The following is a 22,061-nucleotide window of genomic DNA, read 5'->3' as shown; positions in this document are numbered from 1 at the left end:
GCGTCAGTCTTCCAGAATTCGGCGCAGGCGCTCCTGTTCTTCATCGCTGAGTGTGTCGGTATGCCCTGCCGGGTGCGGTTGCGACCGCTTGCGCAGGAAGTTCCAGCCCATTGCAGCCGCGATCAGCAACATGATCGGGCCAGCCAGCCACAACATCAGGTTCGCTCCGGTCGTGGTGGGTTTCAGCAGGACGTATTCGCCATAGCGGTCAACGATGAATTCGACCGCTTCCCTGTCGGAATCCCCGGCCACCAGCCGTTCGCGCAGCAATATCCGCAGATCGCGCGCAAGTTCAGCGTTGCTTTCATCAATGCTCTCGTTGCGGCAGACCAGACAGCGCAGGCCGGTGCTGATCTCTCGCGCGCGCGCTTCCAGCGCCGGGTCGTCCAGCACCTCGTCAGGCTGCACCGCCATCAGCGGGCTTGCCAGCAACATCAGGATAATAACAAGGCGTTTCATTCTGCAGGCACCCCGCCAGCCGGTGTCTTACGTGCGCCTGCTGCCACCCGGAACCGGCGGTCCGACAGGCTGAGCAGGCCACCCAGCGACATCAGGATACAGCCGCCCCAGATCCAGTTGGCCAGAGGTTTGATATAGGTGCGCATCACCCAACCACCGTCAGCCTGCTGATCTCCGATCACCACGTAAAGATCTCGCAGCAAGCGGTAGTCAATCGCCGCCTCGGTCGTGGGCATCCGCGCCACCGGGTAATCGCGTTTCTCGGGGTGCAGCGTGGTGATCTGTCGCCCGTTCTTTTCAACCGCGACATCTGCGGTTGTCGAGAAATAGTTCGGCCCCTGAACACGCCGCACATCCTGCAAGGTCAGCGTGAACTGCCCTACTTCAAACGGCTGGCCCGGCTGTGCCACGCGGATATCCTCGACCTCCCACGCGGTCAGGCCAGCGATGGCGAACATCGTGACGCCCAACCCGGTATGAGCCACAGCCTTACCCCAATCGGCACCCGGCAACCGGAACAACCGCGACAGATTTCCCTTTCGGCCCGTACGACTCCAAAGGTCGATAACTGCACCAAAGGTAATCCATGCCCCCAGGAACAGACCAATCGGCCCCAGCGCGCTGCGCCCCGTCTGCAGAACCCAGACCAGTATCGCCAGCGCCACAGCCAAAACAAAGGCATAACGCAGCGACCATGCGACCTTGCCCAGTCTGCCTCGTTTCCATGGCAACATTGATCCCAGCGGTAGCACGATCCCCAACACCACCATGAAGGGCGTAAAGGCAGCGTTAAAGAACGGCGCCCCGACCGAGAGCTTTCGATCAAAGGCCATCTCGGCCACCATCGGCCAGAGCGTACCGAAGAACACCACAAAGCAACTGACCGCCAGCAGAATATTGTTCAGAACCAGCGCACTTTCACGGCTGACCATGCCAAAGACACCCTTTGCCTCCATCGCCTGCGCGCGCGCGGCAAACAGGGTCAAAGCACCCCCGATGAAGATCACCAGAATGAACAGGATAAAGACCCCGCGTTCAGGATCATTGGCAAAGGCATGGACCGAGGTGAGCAGGCCCGAGCGCACAATGAAGGTCCCAATCAGCGAGAACCCGAAGGCGATGATGGCCAACAGGATGGTCCAGCTTTTCAGGGCTTCCCGCTTTTCAACCACAATGGCCGAATGCAATAGCGCAGCGGCCAGCAGCCATGGCATGAAGCTGGCATTCTCAACCGGGTCCCAGAACCAGAACCCGCCCCAGCCCAGCTCATAATAGGCCCACCAGGAACCCAGAGCGATGCCGATGGTCAGGAATATCCACGCCGCCAGCGTCCAGGGCCGGACCCAGCGCCCCCACGCGGCATCCACACGACCCTCGATCAGGGCCGCAACGGCAAAGCTGAACGCCATGCTCAGGCCCACATAGCCCAGATACAGGAACGGCGGATGGAAAGCCAAGCCGGGGTCCTGCAGGAGCGGGTTGAGGTCACGCCCGTCGAACGGAGGCACCGGCAACCGGTCAAACGGGTTGGACGTGAACAGGATAAAGGCGAAAAACGCGACCGCGATGGCGGCCTGCACCGACAGCACGCGGGCTTTCAGCGTGGGCGGAAGACCGGCCCCGAACATCGCCGCCATCGCACCAAAGATGGTCACGATCAAGACCCACAGCAGCATCGAGCCTTCGTGGTTCCCCCACGTCCCACTGATCTTATACAACATCGGCTTGGCCGAATGGCTGTTCTCAACCACGATCCGCAACGAGAAGTCGGACGCCATGAACGCCCAGACCAGCGCGCCGAATGAAAACGCCGTCAGCAGAAACTGCGTGATGGCGGCGGGTTCGGCAAAACCCATCCACCCGGTCCATCGTTTTGCAGCCCCCACAAGCGGCACCACCGTCTGAACGATGGCAACCAGAAAGGCTAGGATCAGTGCGAAATGGCCAAGCTCTGTAATCATGGGCCGCTTATACTGCGGCAGCCGGGCATGTGCCATTAACATTCGTCAAGGATCTTCGCACATAGTGTCGCGCCTCAACCGGCGCGCAGCTGTTTCCACCGATCCAGTGCCGGGTTTTGATCCGTCTCAGCCATGTCGGGGCTTTTACGGTCCATCACGTCCAGCGTTTCGAGATTGGCCAGAACCTCAGGCACATGGCGCAAGGTTCCCCTGATCTCCCGTTGAAAATCCTGTGCCTTGGCCTGATGGCGTGCGCCAAAATAGAATGAGACAATCACGCCCAGAAGCCACCACAGCGGCTCGGGCACAAGCGCCACACCCTGCATCCGTTCTGCAAACCAGACCGGATCGACCATGGCCGCAACAAACAACCCCAACGTACCCAGCGCCAAAGCCGGACGCGGCAGTCGGTTCAGCCCGTCCATGAACCGGTCAAAGACACCTTGCTCCGGGCCCTGAAACTCGGCCCCGAACTGTGCCATTGCAGCAGCGCGCAGGGTCAGGGCCCGCTCTGCCCCGCTCTCGGCATTTTCGCGAAAAACTTCGGTCGTCTCGCGCACCACATTTCGACCACCCCCAAACAACAGACCAAGAATTCCCGAAATCAATCCCATTGCGAAACCCTCTTCTGAAACTCTGGATCATCAAGGTGATAGACGGGCGACAAGAATTCCTCGGCGCGCCGGATCCAGCCCCCCTTGCCGCCGCCTCGGGTGCGAGCATATTTCCGTAAGCTCGGTCTGCGGTCTGCCAATCGAAAATAGTAGTTCCGCCGCGCGACGCCATATGCGTCCCGCAATGCACCCGGCTCGGGCTCGGCTGCATCCCGACTGGATCGGGCGGTCCGCGGACCAATCACGCCATCAACGACCAAATCATACCCCATCTGACACAGCAGGGCCTGCAGAATGCACACAGCCTGCGCACCCGCATTCACATACATATCGAAAACCGACGCCCGCAGCGCTTCGGGCAAAAACGCGATGCGCGGCTTTTCAAAATAATGCTCCAGAAATATCTCAATCGCCTGCACCCGGCTCAGCGCCCGCACATCCTTGCGCGTCACGGTACCATCACGGTCCAGATCCAGCCCCAACCGCCGCATGGTGTGGATCGTCACCCCATATTTCGTCGCCCCGCCTGGATCGTCCGGGTCGTCCACAAACCCACCCTCCCGCGCTACGATCCCTTCCGCAATCTGCCGAACCGTCTGCATCACACCATCCCTTGCTCAGATGGCACAAACGGTCAGACAAAGACATTAACACCCCGCCAAAGCAAAGGGCGCTGCCCGCCTTCCACGCGCAACGCCGCTCTTCTTCTGTTCAAAAATACTTCCGCCGGAGGCATGCAGCAAAGCTGCATTCAACTATCGCCAGCCTCCTGGTAAACACCCTGCTCCTTCAACGCGTCCACCACCTCTTTCGGCATGTAAGTTTCGTCGTGTTTCGCAAGAATTTCAGTGGCTTCAAAGACACCGTTCACATAACTTCCGGTCCCGACCATGCCCTGGTTTTCCGAGAACAGATCAGGCAGCACACCAGTGAACGCCACCGGCACACTCTCACCCCCGTCGGTCACGACGAAATGCACCGTCTCGCCCTGACCTCGGATGATCGAGCCCTCTTCGACCAGCCCGCCGATCCGAAAGACTTCGGTTGGTTTGGGCGGCTCGGCGATCACCTGACTGGGCGACCGGAAGAAGTTGATACCGTCGCGCATTGCATAACCGATCAGCCCTGTGGCCAGAACCAAAGCCACGGCAGCCAACAGAATGACCTGAACGCGACGTCGTTTCTTGAGCGTTTTCATAGCGTCCTCATGGGAACAGAGGGGCCATCATCAGCCCCGTGGTTTCATCTTCACCTAACATCAGGTTAGCGTTCTGCAAGGCCTGCCCGCTGCTGCCCTTCGTCAGATTATCCAGTGCCGCCGCCACAATGGCCCGACGTTCAATCCGATCCCCGGTCACACCGATATGGCAGAAGTTCGAGCCGCGCACATGATGGGTCGAGGGTGTTTCGCCAAACGGCAACATCTCAATGAAAGGCTCGGCCTCATAGGCACTGCACAGCGTTTCATAAACGCTCTGCGGGTCGCCTTTCACATAGGACGTCGCCAGAATCCCCCGGTTGGCGGGGATCAGATGCGGCGTGAACTGAACATGCACGGTGCGGCCCGCAAGTTCCGAGAATTCCTGATCGAACTCGCCCAGATGCCGGTGGGTGCCACCAACGGCATAGGCGTTGGTCCCCTCACTCAGTTCGGCGTGCAGCAGATTTTCCTTCAAAGCCCGCCCCGCACCCGAGACTGCGCATTTCAGGTCCAGAATGATGTCATCCAGATCAATCGCACCCGCCGCGATCAGCGGCCGTAGCACATATTGCCCGGTCGCCGCATTGCACCCGGTCCCCGCGACCAGCCGCGCGGCACGGATGTCGTCACGGTAGAATTCGGTCAGGCCATACACCGCCTCTTGCTGATGGGTCAGCGCGGCATGCGGATTGCCATACCACTTCTCATACGCGGCACCGTCACGCAGCCGGAAATCTGCCGACAGATCCACGATCTTCAGGGATTTCGGCAACTCCCGGATGACCTCCTGACTAGTCTTATGCGGCAAGGCGCAAAAACACAGGTCGATCTGAGAAAAGTCGATCTCGGATATCTTACACAGAACGGGCAGATCCATGTGACGCAGATGCGGAAACACCTGCGCCATGGTTTGCCCGGCCTTCCGCTCGGCGGCCAGAGCGACAATTTCCATATTCGGATGCCCGGCAATTAACCGCACCAGTTCAGCGCCGGTATAACCAGAAGCACCCAGAATTGCGATCTTATGGGTCATGTCAGACCTCTTTCGTTCATATGTCACATGGGTCAACCGCCAATGCGACGGTCAACGAAGTAAGGAATTGGAAAGGTGCCGTCCTTGACCTAGGTCAGGCGGCCTCAAAGGCGATTTTTCGTCGCAAGAACTGGGTCGCGCGATCGCTGACAACGCCGGGCTTGCCGGTGGTCAGGAACCCGCCCTCACCTTCGCCCAGCATATTGGGGTGACGATCCAGATAATCCGCAAGACTGGCGGCCACCAGATCACCCTGGCTGTAAACCTTTACATCCGAGCCCAGAGCCGTCTGGAATGCCTCGGCCATCAAAGGGTAATGAGTGCAGCCCAGAATCGCAGCCTGAGGCTCCGGCATCTTGCGCCGAAGCGCGTCGACATGGCTGCGCACCAGCGCCTCGGCCAGAATCATGTCGCCGTCCTCGATGGCATCAACCACGCCACCACAGGCCTGCGCCTCAACATCGACTCCGATGGCGCGGAAGGCCAGTTCCCGCTGGAACGCACGGCTTGAGACGGTAGCGGGCGTAGCGAACAGCGCCACGTGCTGAACCTCAACCTCGCGCGGAGGAGAGTTGTCGCCCCATTGCCGCTCGGTCAGCGCCTCGATCAGAGGTACGAAAACGCCCAGCACGCGCTTGCCGCTGGGTACGCCCGCCTCCTGCATCCGGCGCAGGGCGGCAGCGCTGGCGGTGTTGCAGGCCAGAATCACCAGGTTGCAGCCCCGCGACCACAGATCGCCGACCGCCTGACAGGTCAGATCATAGATGTCGTCCGGGTCACGCACCCCATAAGGCGCGTGTGCATTGTCCGCGTAATACAGAAAATCCACATCCGGCAAACGTTTTTGCGCGGCGTTCAGGACGGTCAGGCCGCCCAATCCCGAATCAAAGATACCTACTGCCATTTGACCCTTCAGGCGCGATGCCGTTCCTCAAATTCATAGCCATAGTCATAAGACTTCAGTGGCTTCGGGGACAGCTCATACGTCGCTTTGCGCAGGAAATCCATCATCTTGCGCGTATCCTTGCCCAACGGGTCCAGAATGTCGCGCCCGATGGGATCGCCAATGACCACTTTTACCGGCGTATCGACGCGCTTTTTGAACTCTTTGATCAGCAAGCCCATCCGCAGAGTGTTGTGCAAATGGCTGGCGATCTGAAACAGGCGCGAGGTATGCCCGTCAAAGAAAACCGGCACCACGGTCGCGTTCGATTTCGCCACCATCCGCGCGGTGAACCCGCGCCAGCCGGGGTCCATCGGGTGTGCAAAAGGTTTGACTGCGGTACTAACCGTCCCGCCCGGGAAAATCCCGATCGCACCGCCATCGCCAAGATAGTTCAGCGCCGTCTTGCGGGTTTCGAGGTTCAGCTTCATGGCCTCCCTCGTGCCGTCGAACGAGATCGGCAGAACGATCCGATTCAGGTCTTCGGCCTTGCGAAACACGTGATTTGCCAAAATGCGAAAATCACCGCGCGTCTGCGACAGGATATGGCCCATCATCAGCCCGTCCAGAATGCCATACGGGTGGTTCGCAATCAGGATCAGCGGCCCATCGGCGGGGATGTTCGACAGCGCGCCACCAACGACCTCCAGCGACAGCCCATAGCGTTCCACCATGACGGACCAGAAATCGCGCCCCTGCGCCACCTCCTGCTCGTAGCCGTCCGCGCGGCGGATCAGGCGCAGGCGGCCCGTCGTGTTCTCCATCAGCTTGATCACCATCCGCCCGCCCCGCGTTTCCGCGGAATGGGCGTACGAGATGTCACGGGCGACATGATGGCGCGAGGGCATCGGTTCCTCCGGTTGGCTGCCGTCTAAATAAGGCCGGGGACCCATTTTGCAAAGTTTGCGTGACAGGCTTGTGAAGCTTCACTCTGCCGCAGCGCGCAACTCCGGTCCGCCGTCGCGGATGACGGCCAGCAGTTCCTCGCGCCGTTTCGCAGCCTTGGCCTCGTTGGCCACCAGAACCGGACCAAAGCCCCGAATGTCCAAAGGCAGCGCCGCAAGGGCCGCAATCGCATCGCGAGTGTCCGCCGTCAGCTGGGGCAGAACCTCTTTCATGTCCTTCTCATACTGACGGATCAGCCCGCGCTCCATCTTGCGCTCTGCCGTGTAGCCGAACACATCCAGGGGGGTGCCCCGCAGAACCTTGAGCTTTGCCATCAGCTTCAATGGTCCCAGAAACCATTCGCCAAATGCCTTCTTGGTCGGACGGCCATTCGCGCCCTTCGTGCCCAGAACCGGTGGCGCAAGGTAGAAGGTCATCTTGAAATCGCCGTCAAACTCGGCCGAGACCTTGTCGCGGCTGTCCAACAGCAGCCGCGCGACCTCATATTCATCCTTGTAGGACAACAGCTTATGATAGCCTTTCGCCACCGCCTCCTTGACCGCCGGATCCTCGATGGGTTCGACCAGTTTCAGATAACGCTTGGCCAGCCGCTTGCTTTGATAAGCGGTCAGGTGGTTGGCGCGGAAGTCGATGGTCTGTTCCGGCGTCCGGGGCATCTCGGTGACGCCGGGGGCAAGGATCTTGTCGACCTCGCGCGGATACAGCACCGCCCACCGACCGATGGCAAAGGCGCGCTTGTTGCGCTCAATCGCGGTGCCGTTCAGTTCGATGGCCTGCATCAGAGCCTCATGGCTGACCGGTACCAGCCCGCGTTGCCACGCAGCCCCAAAGACCATCATGTTGGAATAGATCGAATCTCCCATCACCGCGCGTGCCAGATCAGAGGCATCGAACAGATCGACACCCTCCTTAAGCCGCGCCCGCAGCGCCAGTTCAAGCTGATCGCTGGGAATCTGGAAATCGGTATCGCGGGTGAAATCACCGGTGATGATCTCGTGGCTGTTAACCACCGCCCCGGTCTGACCGCCCTGCGTCAGCCCCAGGGTCTTCGCCCCCGCCGACACAACCAGATCACCGCCGATCAGGGCATGAGCTTCGCCCGTGGCGACCCGGATCGCGCTGATGTCCTCGGGTCGGTTGGCCAGGCGGCAATGGATGTGGACCGCGCCGCCCTTCTGGGCCAGCCCTGCCATCTCCATCATACCGGCGCCCTTGCCGTCGATCTGCGCCGCCTGTGCCAGAATCGCACCGATGGTGACAACGCCGGTGCCGCCGACGCCGGTGATGACCACGTTATGCGTACCGTTGATCTGCGGCAGGTCAGGGTCCGGCAGGTCGGGCAGTTCGATATCGGTGGTAGCCTCTTTGCGCAGCTTCGCGCCCTCAAGCGTGATGAAGGACGGGCAGAACCCGTTCACACAGGAATAATCCTTGTTGCAGCTTGACTGGTCGATGGCGCGTTTGCGGCCCAGTTCAGTCTCTTTTGGCACGATTGAGACGCAGTTCGACTGCACCCCGCAATCGCCGCAGCCCTCGCAGACATCCGTATTGATGAACACCCGCTTGTCGGGGTCCGGGAACAGCCCCCGCTTGCGCCGCCGACGCTTTTCCGCAGCACAAGTCTGGACGTAAACGATGACCGATACGCCCTTGATCTCGCGAAACTTCTCTTGCACGCGCATCAGCTCGGCGCGTTCGTGAGTTTCCACGCCAGACGGCAGAGCCTTGAAGTTCACATCTTCCTTTTCGTCATAGACGACGGCCACGTCCTTGACGCCCATCGCCTTGACCTCGTCGACGATGCGTTCCGCCGTCAGACCGCCTTCGTTGTCCTGCCCGCCGGTCATGGCGACCGCATCATTAAACAGTATCTTGAAGGTGATATTCGTCCCCGCCGCCAGCGCCGCGCGGATCGCCTGCGCGCCCGAGTGGTTATACGTCCCGTCGCCGAGGTTCTGGAACACATGCTCGGTGGTCGAAAACGGAGCTTCGCCGACCCAGTTCACGCCTTCGCCGCCCATCTGGGTGAAGCCTGTGGTCTCGCGGTCCATCCACTGAACCATGTAGTGACAGCCGATCCCGGCATAGGCCCGGCTGCCATCAGGCAAACGGGTCGAGCTGTTATGCGGGCAGCCCGAGCAGAAATACGGCAGGCGCGCCGCGATTTCCTGCGCGTTGTCAGCCCGGCGCGCATCAGACAGCTTGGTCAGACCGGCGCGGATGCCATCGGTCTCACGACCCTCTTCGATCATGATCTCGCCCAGCTTTTCCGCAATCATGATCGGGTCCAGCGCGCCACGGGTCGGGAACAGCTCCTCGCGGTGCAGCGTGCCCGCGCCGCCCTTGTACCAGCCATAGACACGGCGACCGCGACGGTCGTCAAAGATCGCCTCTTTGACCTGCACCTCTATCAGCTTGCGCTTTTCCTCGACGATGATGATCAGGTCCAGCCCTTCAGCCCAGTCGTGGAAGCCTTTCATATCCAAAGGAAATGTCTGACCGATCTTGTAGGTCGTGATGCCCAGCCGCTCGGCCTCGTCAGCGTCGATATTCAGCAGCGACATGGCGTGCGTCAGGTCCAGCCAGTTCTTGCCCGCCGCCGCGATGCCGATCTTTGCACCGGGCTTGCCCCAGACCCGCTTGTCCAGCTTGTTGGCGTGCGAGAAAACCTCGGCGGCAAAACGTTTATGGTCGATAACACGCGCTTCCTGCAGGTGCGGCGTGTCCCCCAGACGGATGTTCAACCCGCCTTCGGGCATGTCGAACTGAGGCATCACCAGTTGCATCCGGTCCGGGCGACCATCCACGACGGATGTGACCTCGATCGTGTCCTTCATCGTCTTCAACCCGACCCAGACACCCGCAAATCGGCTCAGCGCGAAGCCGTAGATGCCGTAGTCGAGAATTTCCTGCACACCCGCCGGGCTGACCACCGGCATATACATATCGACCAGAGACCACTCGGACTGGTGCAGTACGGTCGAGCTTTCGCCGGTATGATCATCGCCCAAAGCCATCAACACACCGCCATGCTGCGCCGTTCCTGCCATGTTGGCGTGGCGCATCACGTCGCCCGAGCGATCCACACCCGGGCCCTTGCCGTACCACAGGCCAAACACGCCGTCGAACTTGCCATCGCCGCGCAGCCCGGCCTGCTGACTGCCCCACAGCGCGGTCGCAGCCAAATCTTCATTCAGACCGTACTGAAAAGTGACATCGCTCTCGGTCAGTTGCTTTTCAGCCCGCGACATCTGCAGATCGACCGCCCCCAGCGGCGAACCGCGATATCCTGTCACCAGACCCGCCGTGTTCAGACCCGCCGCAGTATCGCGCGCCTTCTGAATCATCATCAGGCGCACCAGCGCCTGCGTGCCGTTCAGCAGAACGGGACTTTTGGACAGATCGAACCGGTCATTCAGTGATATTTTTGGCTGACTCATCGGACGTCTCCCATCGTCGGATTAGTGTGCTGTATTGAGGTGCATTTTAGGTCATGATTGCTGACCTGTATAGCAGATTTCTTTTTCTCCCGTAACGATTTCCTCGTTTGAATGTGGAATTTGTTACGTGTTTCATATAGGTCAGCCGAAGGATAACGAAAGTTGCGACGATGGATTGGGACAAGCTCAGAATATTTCACGCGGTCGCAGATGCGGGCAGCCTCACACATGCTGGGGATAAGCTGAACCTGTCTCAATCTGCCGTGAGCCGACAGATACGTGCGCTCGAAGAATCACTGGATGCGACGCTGTTTCACCGCCACGCCCGGGGGCTGATTCTCACCGAGCAGGGAGAGTTGCTGTTCGACGCCACCTCGGCCATGTCCAAACGTCTGGACGCCGCCGCGGCCCGCATCCGCGACAGCGAGGATGAGGTCTTTGGCGTCCTGCGTGTAACTACAACCTTTGGCTTCGGCACACTCTGGCTGGCTCCGCGCCTGCCGAAACTCTATGAGCGATATCCAGACCTCAACATCGATCTTATGCTCGAGGAGCGGGTTTTGGACCTGCCCATGCGCGAAGCCGACGTCGCCATCCGCATGAAAGAGCCCAGCCAGGCGGATCTGGTGCGCAAGCGGTTGATGACGGTGCAGATGCTGCTCTATGCGACCCGCAGTTATCTCGATAGTCATGGCGGGGTTCCGTCCAAGCTGGAGGACATCTCGAAACACAGGCTGATCTGCCAGACGCCTTCGGCCCCCCAGGTTGGCGCCAGTGCGTCGATGGTCCGCCATCTGATGACGTATAATCCCGGCTCGCTGATGACGGTGAACAATTATTTCGGCGTTTTACAGGGCGTACTTCACGATCTCGGCATCGGCGTTCTGCCCGACTACGTGACCGAGGACTTTCCGGATCTGGTGCCTGTTCTGTCAGATATCGAAAGCGCGGATGTCCCGGTTTACCTCGCCTATCCCGAAGAATTGCGTCATTCCAAACGGATAGCGGCTTTCCGTGACTTTGTTCAGGATGAGATCATCGCCCATCGCAAGCAGCTGCGGCAGCTGGGCAAGCTCTAGCTATGCACGGGTGGCATAGCGGACATGACGCCAGCGCCCCCTAATAAACCTTGATCGTTCACAAACCGATCCCTAAATGAGCACTCGAAGGCGGTGATGCTGAAACGCTCATCATCTTCATACCTCCCTGTTGGACTATGGCCGAGCTTAGTGCTCGGCCTTTTTTTTGGCCCTGCGGTTGCGTTAACCCGTCGAAAGCTCTGGGAAAAATGCGCGCATCGGCATATGATCCCGAAAAAATGATACAAACTTCGTTTCCGAGGGCAAATCCATGTTCCAACCACTCCGCCTTTTGCTGGCGCTGGTCACCGCTCTTATTCTGGCGGCCCCACTCCATGCGCAGGATGCAGGCACTGCAGCCGTCAGCATCCCCGAAGACCTGACGCCCGAACAGGTCGATGACCTTGTCGCCCGCATGTCCGACGATCAGGTCCGCGCGATCCTGTTGGAGCGCCTTGACGCCGTGGCGGAAGAACAGGCCGCAGCCAAGGAAGGGGTCGAGGACCCGCTGACTGAAATCGGCGAAATCTGGGCCGAGATGGTTTCGTCCTGGACCCATGTTCTGACGACGCTTCCCAATATCGTCACCGCGCAGATCACGGCATTCAGCAATTTCTCGGAAAAACTTGGCACCACCGGCGTGTATACGCTTTTTGGTTTGGTTCTTTCAGTACTTCTCGTGGGCCTTGCCGCAGAAAAACTGTTCATTTTCCTGACCCGCCGCTGGCACGAAGCAACTGAGGTTGGTGACGAGGCTGACCTGAGGGGAGCCATCCGCTATCTCTTCCGCCGCTTCTGCCGCGAAATTGCCGGTTTGATCGTGTTCTATGTCCTGGTCCGAGCTGTGGGGCGTGGTCTGCTGACGCCCGAGCAAATGACTTACGCGGCACCTTTTGTATTCTTCCTGATCTGGATTCCACGGCTGGGCGCTGCAGCGTCTCGCTTTGTACTTGCGCCGCAAAAGCCGAAATACCGTCTGGTTAATATCGATGACCACTGGGCCAAGTACCTGCACCGCAACCTGATCGGTTTGCTAATCCTGATCGGGTTCACGATGTTTGTCCTGCGGTTCAACGCGCTCAACGGAATTACGCCCAACGACACCCGTATAGCCTTCTGGCTGAACGCCTCAATCCACGTCTATATCGGCGTCATAGCCTGGACTGCGCGCGAGGGCCTGTCTCAGATGATGCTGGGCACCGACCCCGATCACACCAATTTCGACAAAGAGGTGTCCCGCTATTATCCCTATTTTGCCATTGGCGTTTCTGTTGCGACGTGGTTGTTGGTTGAATTCCTGGTGGCGCAACGTGATCCGGCGGTCATGCGTGCCCTGGGAACTGGCGCGCATTTCACAACAATGTTCTGGCTGCTGATCGCGCCTGCGCTTGATACCCTGATCCGGGGGCTGGTGCGCCATCTGCAACCGCCGATGTCGGGCGAAGGGCCGCTGGCCGAACGCGCTTATCGCTCGGCCAAGCGCAGCTATATCCGCATCGGTCGCGTCATCGCAGGTCTGTTTGTCGTATTTATGATCGCCAATGCCTGGCAACTTGACCTACGCAACATCGCCTCGGCCGGTGTTAGCGCCGAAGTCGGCGGCGCAGTGATCGAGTTCCTGCTGATCATCGCTATCGGCTATATCATGAACGAGGTCGTCTCACTGTGGATCAACCGCCGTCTGGCCAAGGAACAGACCGCAGCCGAAGCCTTGGACGAGGAAGCAGGCGGCGAAGGCGGTGGCGCGGGCGGTTCACGTCTGGCGACGGTTCTGCCGCTGCTGCGGATCACCGCTCAGATCACCATCGCGGTCATCTTCGGTCTGCTGGCACTTGGCGCTTTGGGCATCAACATCACGCCCCTGCTGGCAGGTGCCGGTGTTCTGGGTCTGGCCATCGGCTTTGGTGCGCAGAAACTGGTGGCGGATATCGTTGGCGGCGTCTTCTTCCTGATCGACGACGCCTTCCGTGTGGGCGAATATGTCGATGTGGGCGGCACCATGGGCACGGTCGAGAAGATCTCGATCCGTTCTATGCAACTGCGCCATCATCGCGGCCCGGTACACACCATTCCCTATGGTGAGATTCAGAAGCTGACCAATTTCAGCCGCGACTGGGTGATCATGAAGCTGAAGTTCACCGTGCCGTTCGACACCGACCCCAACAAGGTCAAGAAGATCTTCAAAAAGATCGGTGCCGAGATGATGGCAGACGAGGTGCACAAGGACGGGTTCCTGCAGCCCTTCAAGTCTCAGGGTGTGTTCGACTTTGACGATGTCGGCATGATCATCCGCGGCAAGTTTATGGCCAAGCCTGGCAAGCAATTCACCTTGCGAAAGGAAATCTTCAACCGCGTGAAGGCCGAGTTCAACGCCAACGGCATCGACTTTGCCCGCCGCGAGGTGCGAGTCGCCATCCCCGGATTGGAAGAAGCCGAGAACCTGACAGAAGAACAGAAAGCAGCTGTCGGAGCGGCCGCGGCAGACTCGATCAACAAAGGGGAAGCCCCGGCCTGATCATTTGATCTGCAAAATGATTTACGGGCCCGGTACTCTCGCCGGGCCCGTTTTTTCTTTAGCTGTTTAAGCCTGCGCTGACTTGACCCTTCCCACGGACGCCCCCTTGCCCTAAAAGGCGCGCAATCTCGGCCACCCTTGAACAAGGACAGACGATGCAAGAGCCTGCCATCACACCCGATCTGATCGCCGCACACGGGCTCAAGCCCGAAGAATACGACATGATCCTTGAGATCATCGGGCGTGAACCCACCTTTACCGAGCTGGGCATCTTCTCGGCCATGTGGAACGAGCATTGCTCATACAAATCCTCGAAGAAATGGCTGCGCACCCTGCCCACCTCTGGCCCGCAAGTGATTTGCGGCCCGGGTGAGAATGCGGGTGTGGTCGATATCGGCGACGGTCAGGCGGTGGTCTTCAAGATGGAAAGCCACAACCACCCCTCGTACATCGAACCCTATCAGGGCGCGGCGACCGGTGTGGGCGGCATTCTGCGCGACGTCTTCACCATGGGCGCGCGTCCCATCGCCTCGATGAACGCGCTGTCGTTTGGTGAGCCCGGCCACCACAAAACGCGGCAACTGGTCAACGGCGTGGTCGAGGGCATCGGCGGTTACGGCAACTGTTTCGGCGTTCCTTGTGTCGGTGGCGAAGTGCGTTTTCACCCCGCCTATAACGGCAACTGCCTTGTGAATGCCTTTGCTGCAGGTCTGGCCGACAGTGACAAGATTTTCTATTCCGCCGCGTCTGGCGTCGGTATGCCAGTCGTCTATCTGGGTGCCAAAACCGGCCGCGACGGTGTGGGCGGTGCGACCATGGCCTCGGCCGAGTTCGACGACACCATTGAGGAAAAGCGTCCCACTGTTCAGGTCGGTGACCCCTTCACCGAAAAGCGCCTGATGGAGGCGACGCTGGAGCTGATGCAGACCGGGGCCGTGATCTCAATTCAAGACATGGGCGCAGCAGGTCTGACCTGCTCCGCCGTCGAAATGGGCGACAAGGGTGGTCTGGGTGTTCGTCTGGACCTCGAAAACGTGCCTCAGCGCGAAGAGAACATGACGGCCTATGAAATGATGCTGTCAGAATCTCAGGAACGCATGCTGATGGTCCTGAAACCCGAGCTTGAGGCCGAGGCGCGCGCTGTGTTTGAAAAATGGGACCTCGATTTCGCCATCGTGGGCGAGACAATCGCCGAAGACCGTTTCTTGATCATGCACAATGGTGAGGTCAAAGCCGATCTGGTCCTGTCCAAACTTTCGTCAACCGCACCGGAATATGACCGCCCGTGGGAACCGACACCGGAAGCCGAGGCGCTGGAAGATGTGCCTCAGATAGACCCAATCGACGGCCTGCGCGCCCTGCTCGCATCTCCGAACTATGCGGGCAAGCAGTGGGTCTACGAGCAATACGACACCATGGTCATGGCCGACAGCACTCGCACACCGGGTCTGGGAGCCGGTATGGTGCGCGTCCACGGTACCGACAAGGTACTGGCCTTCACCAGCGATGTGACCCCGCGCTATGTCCGCGCCAACCCGGTCGAAGGCGGCAAGCAAGCGGTGGCCGAGGCCTATCGCAACCTGACCGCCGTTGGGGCCACGCCACTGGCCACCACCGACAACCTGAACTTCGGCAACCCCGAAAAGCCTGAGATAATGGGCCAGTTCGTCGGGGCCATCCAGGGTATCGGTGCAGCCGTCGACGCGTTGGACATGCCCATCGTTTCGGGCAACGTCTCGCTTTACAATGAAACCGACGGTCAGGCGATCTTGCCGACGCCGACCATCGGCGCGGTTGGCCTGCTGTCGCACTCGGATGAGATCATCGGCAACGAGGTCCGCGAAGGCCATGTTGCGCTGGTCATCGGCGAAACCACGGGCCATCTGGGTCAATCTGCCCTTCTGGCCGAGGTGTTCAACCGCGAAGACGGCGACGCCCCCCATGTTGATCTGGATGCCGAGAATCGAAACGGCAATTTCATCCGCGCCAACCGCGAGATGATCAAGGCCTGTACCGACCTGGGCGACGGTGGCCTTGCACTCGCTGCGTTCGAACTGGCCGAAGCCGCAGGCGTCGGCGTTTGCCTTGACGATGCCTCGACCGAAATCCTGTTCGGTGAAGATCAGGCCCGCTATCTGGTCGCTTGCAACTTTGATCAAGCCGAGGCACTGATGATCGCCGCAGGTCAGGCCGGTGTTCCACTGATCTCAGTCGGTCGTTTCACGGGCGACTGTGTGAAAATCGGCAATTCCGAGGCCCCGCTGGCCGAATTGACCGACACGTTCCGCAGCAGCTTTGCCGAGGCCGTCGCCTAAGCACCTCCCTGCCTGTCGTTTCGAATGCCAAAACCCTGCTCCCGCTTCGGGGTGCGGGGTTTCGGGCATTTGCCACCGTCCCACCTTGCGCCCCCCTGCGCATCGCTCTAAATCTTTCCAAAGATCTTCAGGAGAACCCCACATGCCTATGAGCGCCCACGAAATCGAACACCTGCTGCGCGAAGCCTTCCCCGATGCAGAGATCCAGGTCGGCGGCAGCGACGGCGTGCATATGTCCGCCATGGTCGTGGACGAAAGCTTTCGCGGCAAAAACCGGGTCCAGCAGCAGCGCGCCGTTTACGCGGCCTTGAAAGGAAAGATGGACGGTCCAGATGGAGAGTTACACGCGCTGGCACTGACCACCAAAGTGCCGGAATGAAGGCTTCGTTTTGGGATCTGCTGTCGTCCTTGGTACGTTGGCGCGTTCCCAAAACCGATGGTAAGCCTCCACTTGGCATGGAAGCGACAAATGTCGACCTTGTGAACAAGGTGCAGGCTGACAACGAGCGATTAGAACGGATGAATGGGCGCAACTAAGCGCTGATGACAAGGAAACGCGAAATGACCGACGTTAAGACCCAGATCGACGAAACCGTCAAAGCCAACGACGTGGTGCTGTATATGAAGGGCACCAAAGAGATGCCGCAATGCGGGTTTTCGTCCCGCGTGGCCGGTGTGCTGAACTATATGGGCGTCGACTATGCCGACGTGAACGTTCTGGCCGATGAAGCGGTTCGTCAGGGCATCAAGGACTATTCTGACTGGCCGACCGTGCCGCAGCTTTTTGTCAAAGGCGAGTTCGTCGGTGGTTGCGACATCATAACCGAGATGACCTTGTCGGGCGAGTTGGACACGCTGTTTGACGAAAACGGCGTCGGCTACAACAAAGACGCCGCTGACAAAATCCGCGAAGCGAACGCCTGATTTATCGGCTAACGCAGTCCCTGAACAGCACGCGTTCAGGGGCTGTGTCACCATTGGCTTGGTGGCTGATCGTAGCCTCCCAGCCTTTTGAGCGCAGCGTGTAGGTGCCCGTCGTCCCAACGGACTCATAGCGGATGCCTGACCCGCTCTGGACTTGTTGCATCGCGATCAGTTGGCCGTCGACCAGCATTGCGGCTGCCCCCGTCCCATCGGTCGCGTTGAAATATGACACCGGTATCTGCGTCGCGTTCTCGCAGTTGAAGGTCACCGACAAGATATCGATCTGCGCTTCAGCTGCAACGGCCCATAGCGACAGGGCAGCCGCGCAGAGCGAGGTATAAGCCCCCTGCATCAGGCCGACTTTTCTTCGATGGCTGCGGCCAGCGCTTCGGCCCGCGCGGCCATTTCCGCCAGCGTATCTGTCACCGACGGCGGCACCACCGCAACCTCAATCCGCTCAGGTTCGGGTCGGGGTGCGTTGCTCAGGCGTTTGAGCTCGGTTTCAGCTTCGGCCAGACGGGCCTCGGCCATTTTCACCCGGTCTTCGTGCGCGGCGGCCTTGTCGGCCAGCATCAGCCCGGCCATCAGCAGCATCCGCGATTCCGGCATCCGTCCGATCTGGTCCGACAGAACCTGGGCTTCGTCATCCAGCAACCGAGCGGCTGCCTGCAAGAAACCCTCTTCGCCGTCCTGACAAGAGACTTCAAAGCCACGACCGCCGATATGAATAGTCACTTCGGGCATTATTCCACCTCTCCTTCGGCCAGATTGGCATGGGTCAACAAGGGTTCAAGACGGGCCAGCACCGCATGAGCTTCAGCCGCATCCGAGGCGCGCGCGGCCCGGGTGGCCTCCAGTTCGGCGGCGGTGGCGCGGTTCAGCATGTCTGCATCTGCAACGCCTTTTTCGGCAGCAGTGCGCAATTCGTCGACCGTGCTGCGCAGCTGTTCGTTAGCTCCGCGCAGGCGTTGTAGATCATCGTCCAGCCGCGACATGGCCGCCCCGTGGCTGGCCCGTTCGGCGCGCAGCATTTCAAGCTCGGAACTCAACTCGGCCACACGCTCACTATCAGCGAGTTCCGCTCGCAATTGCGCCAGTTCGGCTTCTGTCTCCTCGACCCGGTCGGCGATGGGGGTTAGTTGTTCGACCTCGATCCGCAGCGATTCCGCCTCTTCTGCGGCCCCCCGATAGGATCGCAACGTCTCGATTTCAGCTTTCAGCGCTGCAACCTCATCGCTGTTCTCAAGCGCCGCCTTGGCATCTGCCAATTCGGCCCGCGCCGCCTCGACCGTCGCAAGCTGCGATACAGCCTCGGCCAACTGCTCGCGCAGCGCATCTGCTTCGGCGTTGGCCGCAGGTTGGGCCCGCAGCGTGTCGACCTCTTGCGCGTGGCGTTCGACCAGCGTTTTCAGCCGTTCTTCCAGCTGTGCATTGGCGACCCGCTCATCCTCAAGTGCCGCGCGCAGGGCCGCGTCCCCCCCGCCTGCGGGTGCTGCATCCTGCAATGCCTCGACACCGCTGCCGATCCGCTCCATCGCGGCAATGATACGGCGTTGTAAATCTTCGATCTGGCTCATGCCCCTGTCACCTCTTTACCAAGGTTCGTTCTGTCGCGCCCGGCCCGAATCAAGGCTGGCCGCTCTGATCTACAGTCTAACGGAATGTGACAGAAAATACCCACTGTTTGGTTTCAACTACTTGCGCACCACAGTTCAAGCGCGAAACAAGCGCAAGGCCCGGTTCTGCTTGCACTTTGACAAGCGGATGGTATTCAGCGCCTCATCTGCCCGTAACCCAAAGGAATAACGCCCGTGGACCTGACTGCGCTGCGCACCGCCAACCCCGAACACTGGGACAAGGCTGCGGCCATCCGTACCCTGACCCTCGACGCTGTCGCCGCCGCCAATTCCGGCCATTCCGGAATGCCCATGGGCATGGCCGACGTTGCGACCGTGTTGTTCGAAAAGCACCTGAAATTTGACGCCTCGGCCCCCAACTGGCCGGATCGCGACCGTTTCATCCTATCGGCGGGCCATGGCTCGATGCTGATCTATTCGCTGCTGTACCTCACCGGTCATGCGGATGTGACCCTGGACGAGATCAAGAACTTCCGCCAGTTGGGCGCGAAAACCGCGGGCCACCCCGAGAACTTCCTGGTCGACGGGATCGAGACAACCACAGGCCCCTTGGGTCAGGGCATCTCGAACGCTGTAGGCTTCGCCATGGCCGAGGAAATCCAGCGCGCGCATTACGGCAAGAAGGTCGTGGACCACTATACCTACGTCATCGCGGGCGACGGCTGTCTGATGGAGGGCGTCAGCCAAGAGGCGATCACGCTGGCCGGTCGTCATGAGCTGAGCAAGCTGGTGGTCTTCTGGGATAACAACAACATTACCATCGACGGTACTGTCGATATTGCCGACCGCACCGATCAGGTTCGCCGGTTTGCCGCCTCGGGCTGGCATGTGATTGAGATCGATGGTCACGATCCTAAAGCTATCGACGCTGCGATCACGCAGGCGAAGAAATCGCATAAACCCACCATGATCGCCTGCGAAAGCCACATCGCACTGGGTCACGCCGCGCAGGATACTTCGAAAGGTCACGGCGCGCTGACCGATCAGGATCAGTTGAAAGCTGCCAAAGACGGCTATGGCTGGCCTCATGACGCGTTCGAAATCCCCGCCGACGTGAAATCCGCGTGGGAAGCCATCGGTGCCCGCGGTGCAGCCGAGCGCGCCGCGTGGGAGGAGCGTTTCGCGCAGATATCCGAGCGCAAACAGGCCGAGTTTAACCGCGCGTACGCGTTTGAGGCCCCGAAAAAGCTAGCGGGTGCGATCCGCGCGTTCAAGAAACAGATGTCCGAGGATCAGCCCAAGCTGGCCACCCGCGCCTCGTCTGAAAAGGTTCTGAACGTCGTGAACCCGATCATGACCGAAACCGTGGGCGGTTCGGCTGACCTGACCGGCTCGAACAACACTAAATCCGCCGATATGGGCGTGTTCCTGCCGGAGAACCGCAAGGGCCGCTATATCCACTACGGGATCCGTGAACACGGCATGGCCGCTGCGATGAACGGCATGGCGCTGCACGGCGGCATCCGCCCTTATGGCGGCACGTTCATGGCCTTCACCGACTATGCCCGCCCGTCCATGCGTCTGGCGGCGCTGATGAAAATCCCGTCGGTTTTCGTGATGACCCACGACTCGATCGGCCTGGGCGAAGACGGCCCGACGCACCAGCCGGTCGAACATCTGGCAATCTCGCGCGCGACGCCCAACACCTATGTGTTCCGCCCCGCCGATGCGGTTGAAACCGCCGAGGCATGGGAATTGGCGCTGACCTTCAAAGACAGCCCCTCGGTCCTGTCGCTGACCCGTCAGGGCGTGCCGACCGTGCGCAAAGATCACAAGACCAAGAACCTGTCAGCCCAAGGCGCTTATGTTCTGGCCGAGGCCGAGGGCAAGCGTCAGGCTATCCTGATCGCCACCGGATCCGAGGTGTCGCTGGCGATGGAGGCCAAAGCGATGCTTGAGGCTGACGGAATCGGCACCCGCGTTGTCTCCATGCCCTGCATGGAACTCTTCGCACAACAGGACGAGGCTTATCGCAAGCGCGTCCTGCCGGGTGGCGCTGTCCGCGTCGGTATCGAGGCCGCCGTCCGCGCCGGAGGCTGGGATCGCTGGCTGCTGGGCGAACGTGGCCGCGAAGCCAAGGCGGGTTTCATCGGCATGTCGAGCTTTGGCGCATCGGCCCCTGCCGGCGAGCTGTACAAGCATTTCGGCATCACCGCCGAGGCCACAGTTGCCAAGGTCAAAGAGCTGCTGGGCTAAGACCTGCGAAATCCAAACAAAAGGCGGCCTTCCAGGTCGCCTTTTTTGTCCGGCCAGACTGTCACAAACAGGTGAGTGACCGTGATGGCACCCGCCCTATCCTCGATCTCAATTCGCCTTACCTGCGGTCGCACCAGCCAGACGAAAGGAATTGAGACATGAGACTCGGCGCCGCAGCCATTGTAGCAATCGCAACAGCCTCATCCGCCGCAGCCGGAGGTTTCGCAACTAAAGACGAGATCCTGCAAGCCATGAGCGATCACACCTATCAGGGCGGAATGCTGTCGGGTGCCTTCACTGAATACTATGCCCCGGACGGTACCATCAAAGGCGACGGCTATACCGGTAGCTGGGAGGCAACCGACAATGGCATGTGCTTTCAGTATGGCGCAGACCCGAAGAACTGCTGGAACCTGAAAATCGACGGGGCCGCCGTAACCCTGTTCAAGGACGGCGAAGTGGACGGCTCGGGCGTTGTCGTCAAAGGCAATTCCAACAATTTCTGAACCGCGCCTTGAAACGCTATGTCATGGCCCGTGGCCTCAATGGCAACTGTTTTACGCAGGTCTACTGCCATACATCAGTTTGATTTTTGAAGGCTGCGTGAGCCCGCTTCGCATAGTCCAGCCGCAGTTCGTATTCGCCGCTGGGGTGGATGCCGTCGGGTGTTTGGCCAAGTATGGCGTGCAAAACCTGCCTCAAATGCGTGCCGTACAGAGGCACGTATTTCCCCGATTGACCAGTCAGGGCGTTGTACAACCGCCCGCGCAACTCAATCCTGAAACGCTTTGAAACTGTCCTATAAATTGACAAATCGTCACTCATAACGTCCGATTTC

Annotated in this window: 20 protein-coding genes; 7 read left to right on the top strand and 13 right to left on the bottom strand. The window is 59.9% G+C overall.

Annotated elements, in window-relative coordinates; translation table 11 throughout:
- Window positions 1-3: 3 nt before the first annotated feature.
- The 9 genes from ACR0J1_RS02245 to ACR0J1_RS02205 all read right to left on the bottom strand — a co-directional run bounded on the left by ACR0J1_RS02245 (window position 4) and on the right by ACR0J1_RS02205 (window position 10,557).
- Window positions 4-459 (bottom strand): cytochrome c-type biogenesis protein, encoded by a 456-nt coding sequence (locus ACR0J1_RS02245; protein WP_480729737.1) that lies wholly within the window; start codon window positions 457-459, stop codon window positions 4-6.
- Window positions 456-2,420 carry a heme lyase CcmF/NrfE family subunit gene (locus ACR0J1_RS02240; RefSeq protein WP_480529294.1) on the bottom strand — a complete coding sequence of 655 codons (1,965 nt, stop codon included), beginning with the start codon at window positions 2,418-2,420 and terminating at the stop codon, window positions 456-458. The genes ACR0J1_RS02245 and ACR0J1_RS02240 overlap by 4 nt, the downstream gene beginning before the upstream one ends.
- Window positions 2,421-2,494: 74 nt before the next feature.
- Window positions 2,495-3,034 (bottom strand): holin family protein, encoded by a 540-nt coding sequence (locus ACR0J1_RS02235; protein WP_480729739.1) that lies wholly within the window; start codon window positions 3,032-3,034, stop codon window positions 2,495-2,497.
- Complete coding sequence (locus ACR0J1_RS02230) at window positions 3,025-3,636, bottom strand: holin-associated N-acetylmuramidase (protein WP_480729741.1); 612 nt, start codon at window positions 3,634-3,636, stop codon at window positions 3,025-3,027. Before ACR0J1_RS02230 ends, ACR0J1_RS02235 begins: the two co-directional genes overlap by 10 nt.
- 149 nt (window positions 3,637-3,785) lie before the next feature.
- Window positions 3,786-4,232 carry a cytochrome c maturation protein CcmE gene (ccmE, locus tag ACR0J1_RS02225; protein WP_480729743.1) on the bottom strand — a complete coding sequence of 149 codons (447 nt, stop codon included), beginning with the start codon at window positions 4,230-4,232 and terminating at the stop codon, window positions 3,786-3,788.
- A 7-nt stretch (window positions 4,233-4,239) separates the two neighbouring features.
- Window positions 4,240-5,268 (bottom strand): N-acetyl-gamma-glutamyl-phosphate reductase, encoded by a 1,029-nt coding sequence (gene argC, locus ACR0J1_RS02220; protein ID WP_480729745.1) that lies wholly within the window; start codon window positions 5,266-5,268, stop codon window positions 4,240-4,242.
- A 94-nt stretch (window positions 5,269-5,362) separates the two neighbouring features.
- The gene (locus ACR0J1_RS02215) at window positions 5,363-6,172 is read right to left on the bottom strand and encodes a glutamate racemase (protein WP_480729746.1); all 810 of its coding nucleotides are present in this window, start codon (window positions 6,170-6,172) and stop codon (window positions 5,363-5,365) included.
- 8 nt (window positions 6,173-6,180) lie between these two features.
- A complete protein-coding gene (locus ACR0J1_RS02210) occupies window positions 6,181-7,059 on the bottom strand; it encodes a lysophospholipid acyltransferase family protein (protein WP_480729748.1) in 879 nt (292 codons plus the stop codon).
- A 78-nt stretch (window positions 7,060-7,137) separates the two neighbouring features.
- Entirely contained in the window at window positions 7,138-10,557 is a 3,420-nt protein-coding gene (locus ACR0J1_RS02205; protein WP_480729750.1) for an indolepyruvate ferredoxin oxidoreductase family protein, read from the bottom strand.
- Window positions 10,558-10,727: 170 nt separating this feature from the next.
- On the opposite strand from ACR0J1_RS02205, the gene ACR0J1_RS02200 reads away from it, so the two are divergent.
- The 5 genes from ACR0J1_RS02200 (at window position 10,728) to grxD (ending at window position 17,390) form a co-directional block, all read left to right on the top strand.
- Window positions 10,728-11,636: a LysR family transcriptional regulator gene (locus tag ACR0J1_RS02200; RefSeq protein ID WP_480729752.1), complete on the top strand. Its 909-nt coding sequence runs from the start codon at window positions 10,728-10,730 to the stop codon at window positions 11,634-11,636.
- Window positions 11,637-11,907: 271 nt separating this feature from the next.
- Complete coding sequence (locus tag ACR0J1_RS02195) at window positions 11,908-14,151, top strand: mechanosensitive ion channel family protein (protein ID WP_480729754.1); 2,244 nt, start codon at window positions 11,908-11,910, stop codon at window positions 14,149-14,151.
- A 155-nt stretch (window positions 14,152-14,306) separates the two neighbouring features.
- Window positions 14,307-16,466, top strand: a complete 2,160-nt coding sequence (gene purL, locus ACR0J1_RS02190; RefSeq protein ID WP_480729755.1) for a phosphoribosylformylglycinamidine synthase subunit PurL — start codon at window positions 14,307-14,309, stop codon at window positions 16,464-16,466.
- A gap of 142 nt (window positions 16,467-16,608) precedes the next feature.
- On the top strand, window positions 16,609-16,845 hold the full coding sequence (locus tag ACR0J1_RS02185) for a BolA/IbaG family iron-sulfur metabolism protein (protein WP_170354080.1): 237 nt from the start codon (window positions 16,609-16,611) through the stop codon (window positions 16,843-16,845).
- A 182-nt stretch (window positions 16,846-17,027) separates the two neighbouring features.
- Window positions 17,028-17,390 carry a Grx4 family monothiol glutaredoxin gene (gene grxD / locus ACR0J1_RS02180; RefSeq protein WP_480729757.1) on the top strand — a complete coding sequence of 121 codons (363 nt, stop codon included), beginning with the start codon at window positions 17,028-17,030 and terminating at the stop codon, window positions 17,388-17,390.
- Between the two features lies 1 nt (window position 17,391).
- Here the strand turns inward: grxD and ACR0J1_RS02175 are convergent, their stop codons facing one another.
- Genes ACR0J1_RS02175 through ACR0J1_RS02165 form a run of 3 tightly spaced genes read right to left on the bottom strand, consistent with a single transcriptional unit; the run spans window position 17,392 to window position 18,967 of the window.
- Window positions 17,392-17,742, bottom strand: a complete 351-nt coding sequence (locus ACR0J1_RS02175) for an MliC family protein (RefSeq protein WP_480729759.1) — start codon at window positions 17,740-17,742, stop codon at window positions 17,392-17,394.
- Entirely contained in the window at window positions 17,742-18,134 is a 393-nt protein-coding gene (locus ACR0J1_RS02170; RefSeq protein WP_480729761.1) for a cell division protein ZapA, read from the bottom strand. Before ACR0J1_RS02170 ends, ACR0J1_RS02175 begins: the two co-directional genes overlap by 1 nt.
- Window positions 18,134-18,967 (bottom strand): hypothetical protein, encoded by an 834-nt coding sequence (locus ACR0J1_RS02165; protein ID WP_480729763.1) that lies wholly within the window; start codon window positions 18,965-18,967, stop codon window positions 18,134-18,136. The genes ACR0J1_RS02170 and ACR0J1_RS02165 overlap by 1 nt, the downstream gene beginning before the upstream one ends.
- A gap of 234 nt (window positions 18,968-19,201) precedes the next feature.
- Here ACR0J1_RS02165 and tkt point away from each other — a divergent pair, with 234 nt between their 5' ends.
- A complete protein-coding gene (tkt, locus tag ACR0J1_RS02160; protein ID WP_480729765.1) occupies window positions 19,202-21,223 on the top strand; it encodes a transketolase in 2,022 nt (673 codons plus the stop codon).
- A 158-nt stretch (window positions 21,224-21,381) separates the two neighbouring features.
- Window positions 21,382-21,729, top strand: coding sequence for a hypothetical protein (locus ACR0J1_RS02155; RefSeq protein ID WP_480729767.1), 348 nt, complete (start codon window positions 21,382-21,384; stop codon window positions 21,727-21,729).
- 61 nt (window positions 21,730-21,790) lie between these two features.
- Here the strand turns inward: ACR0J1_RS02155 and ACR0J1_RS02150 are convergent, their stop codons facing one another.
- Entirely contained in the window at window positions 21,791-22,048 is a 258-nt protein-coding gene (locus ACR0J1_RS02150; protein ID WP_480729768.1) for a hypothetical protein, read from the bottom strand.
- Between the last annotated feature and the right edge of the window lie 13 nt (window positions 22,049-22,061).

The organism is Ruegeria sp. CJ3 (assembly GCF_056536725.1).
The sequence above is the reverse complement of the archived record's forward strand: the minus strand, read 5'-3'. Positions and strand labels throughout refer to the sequence as shown.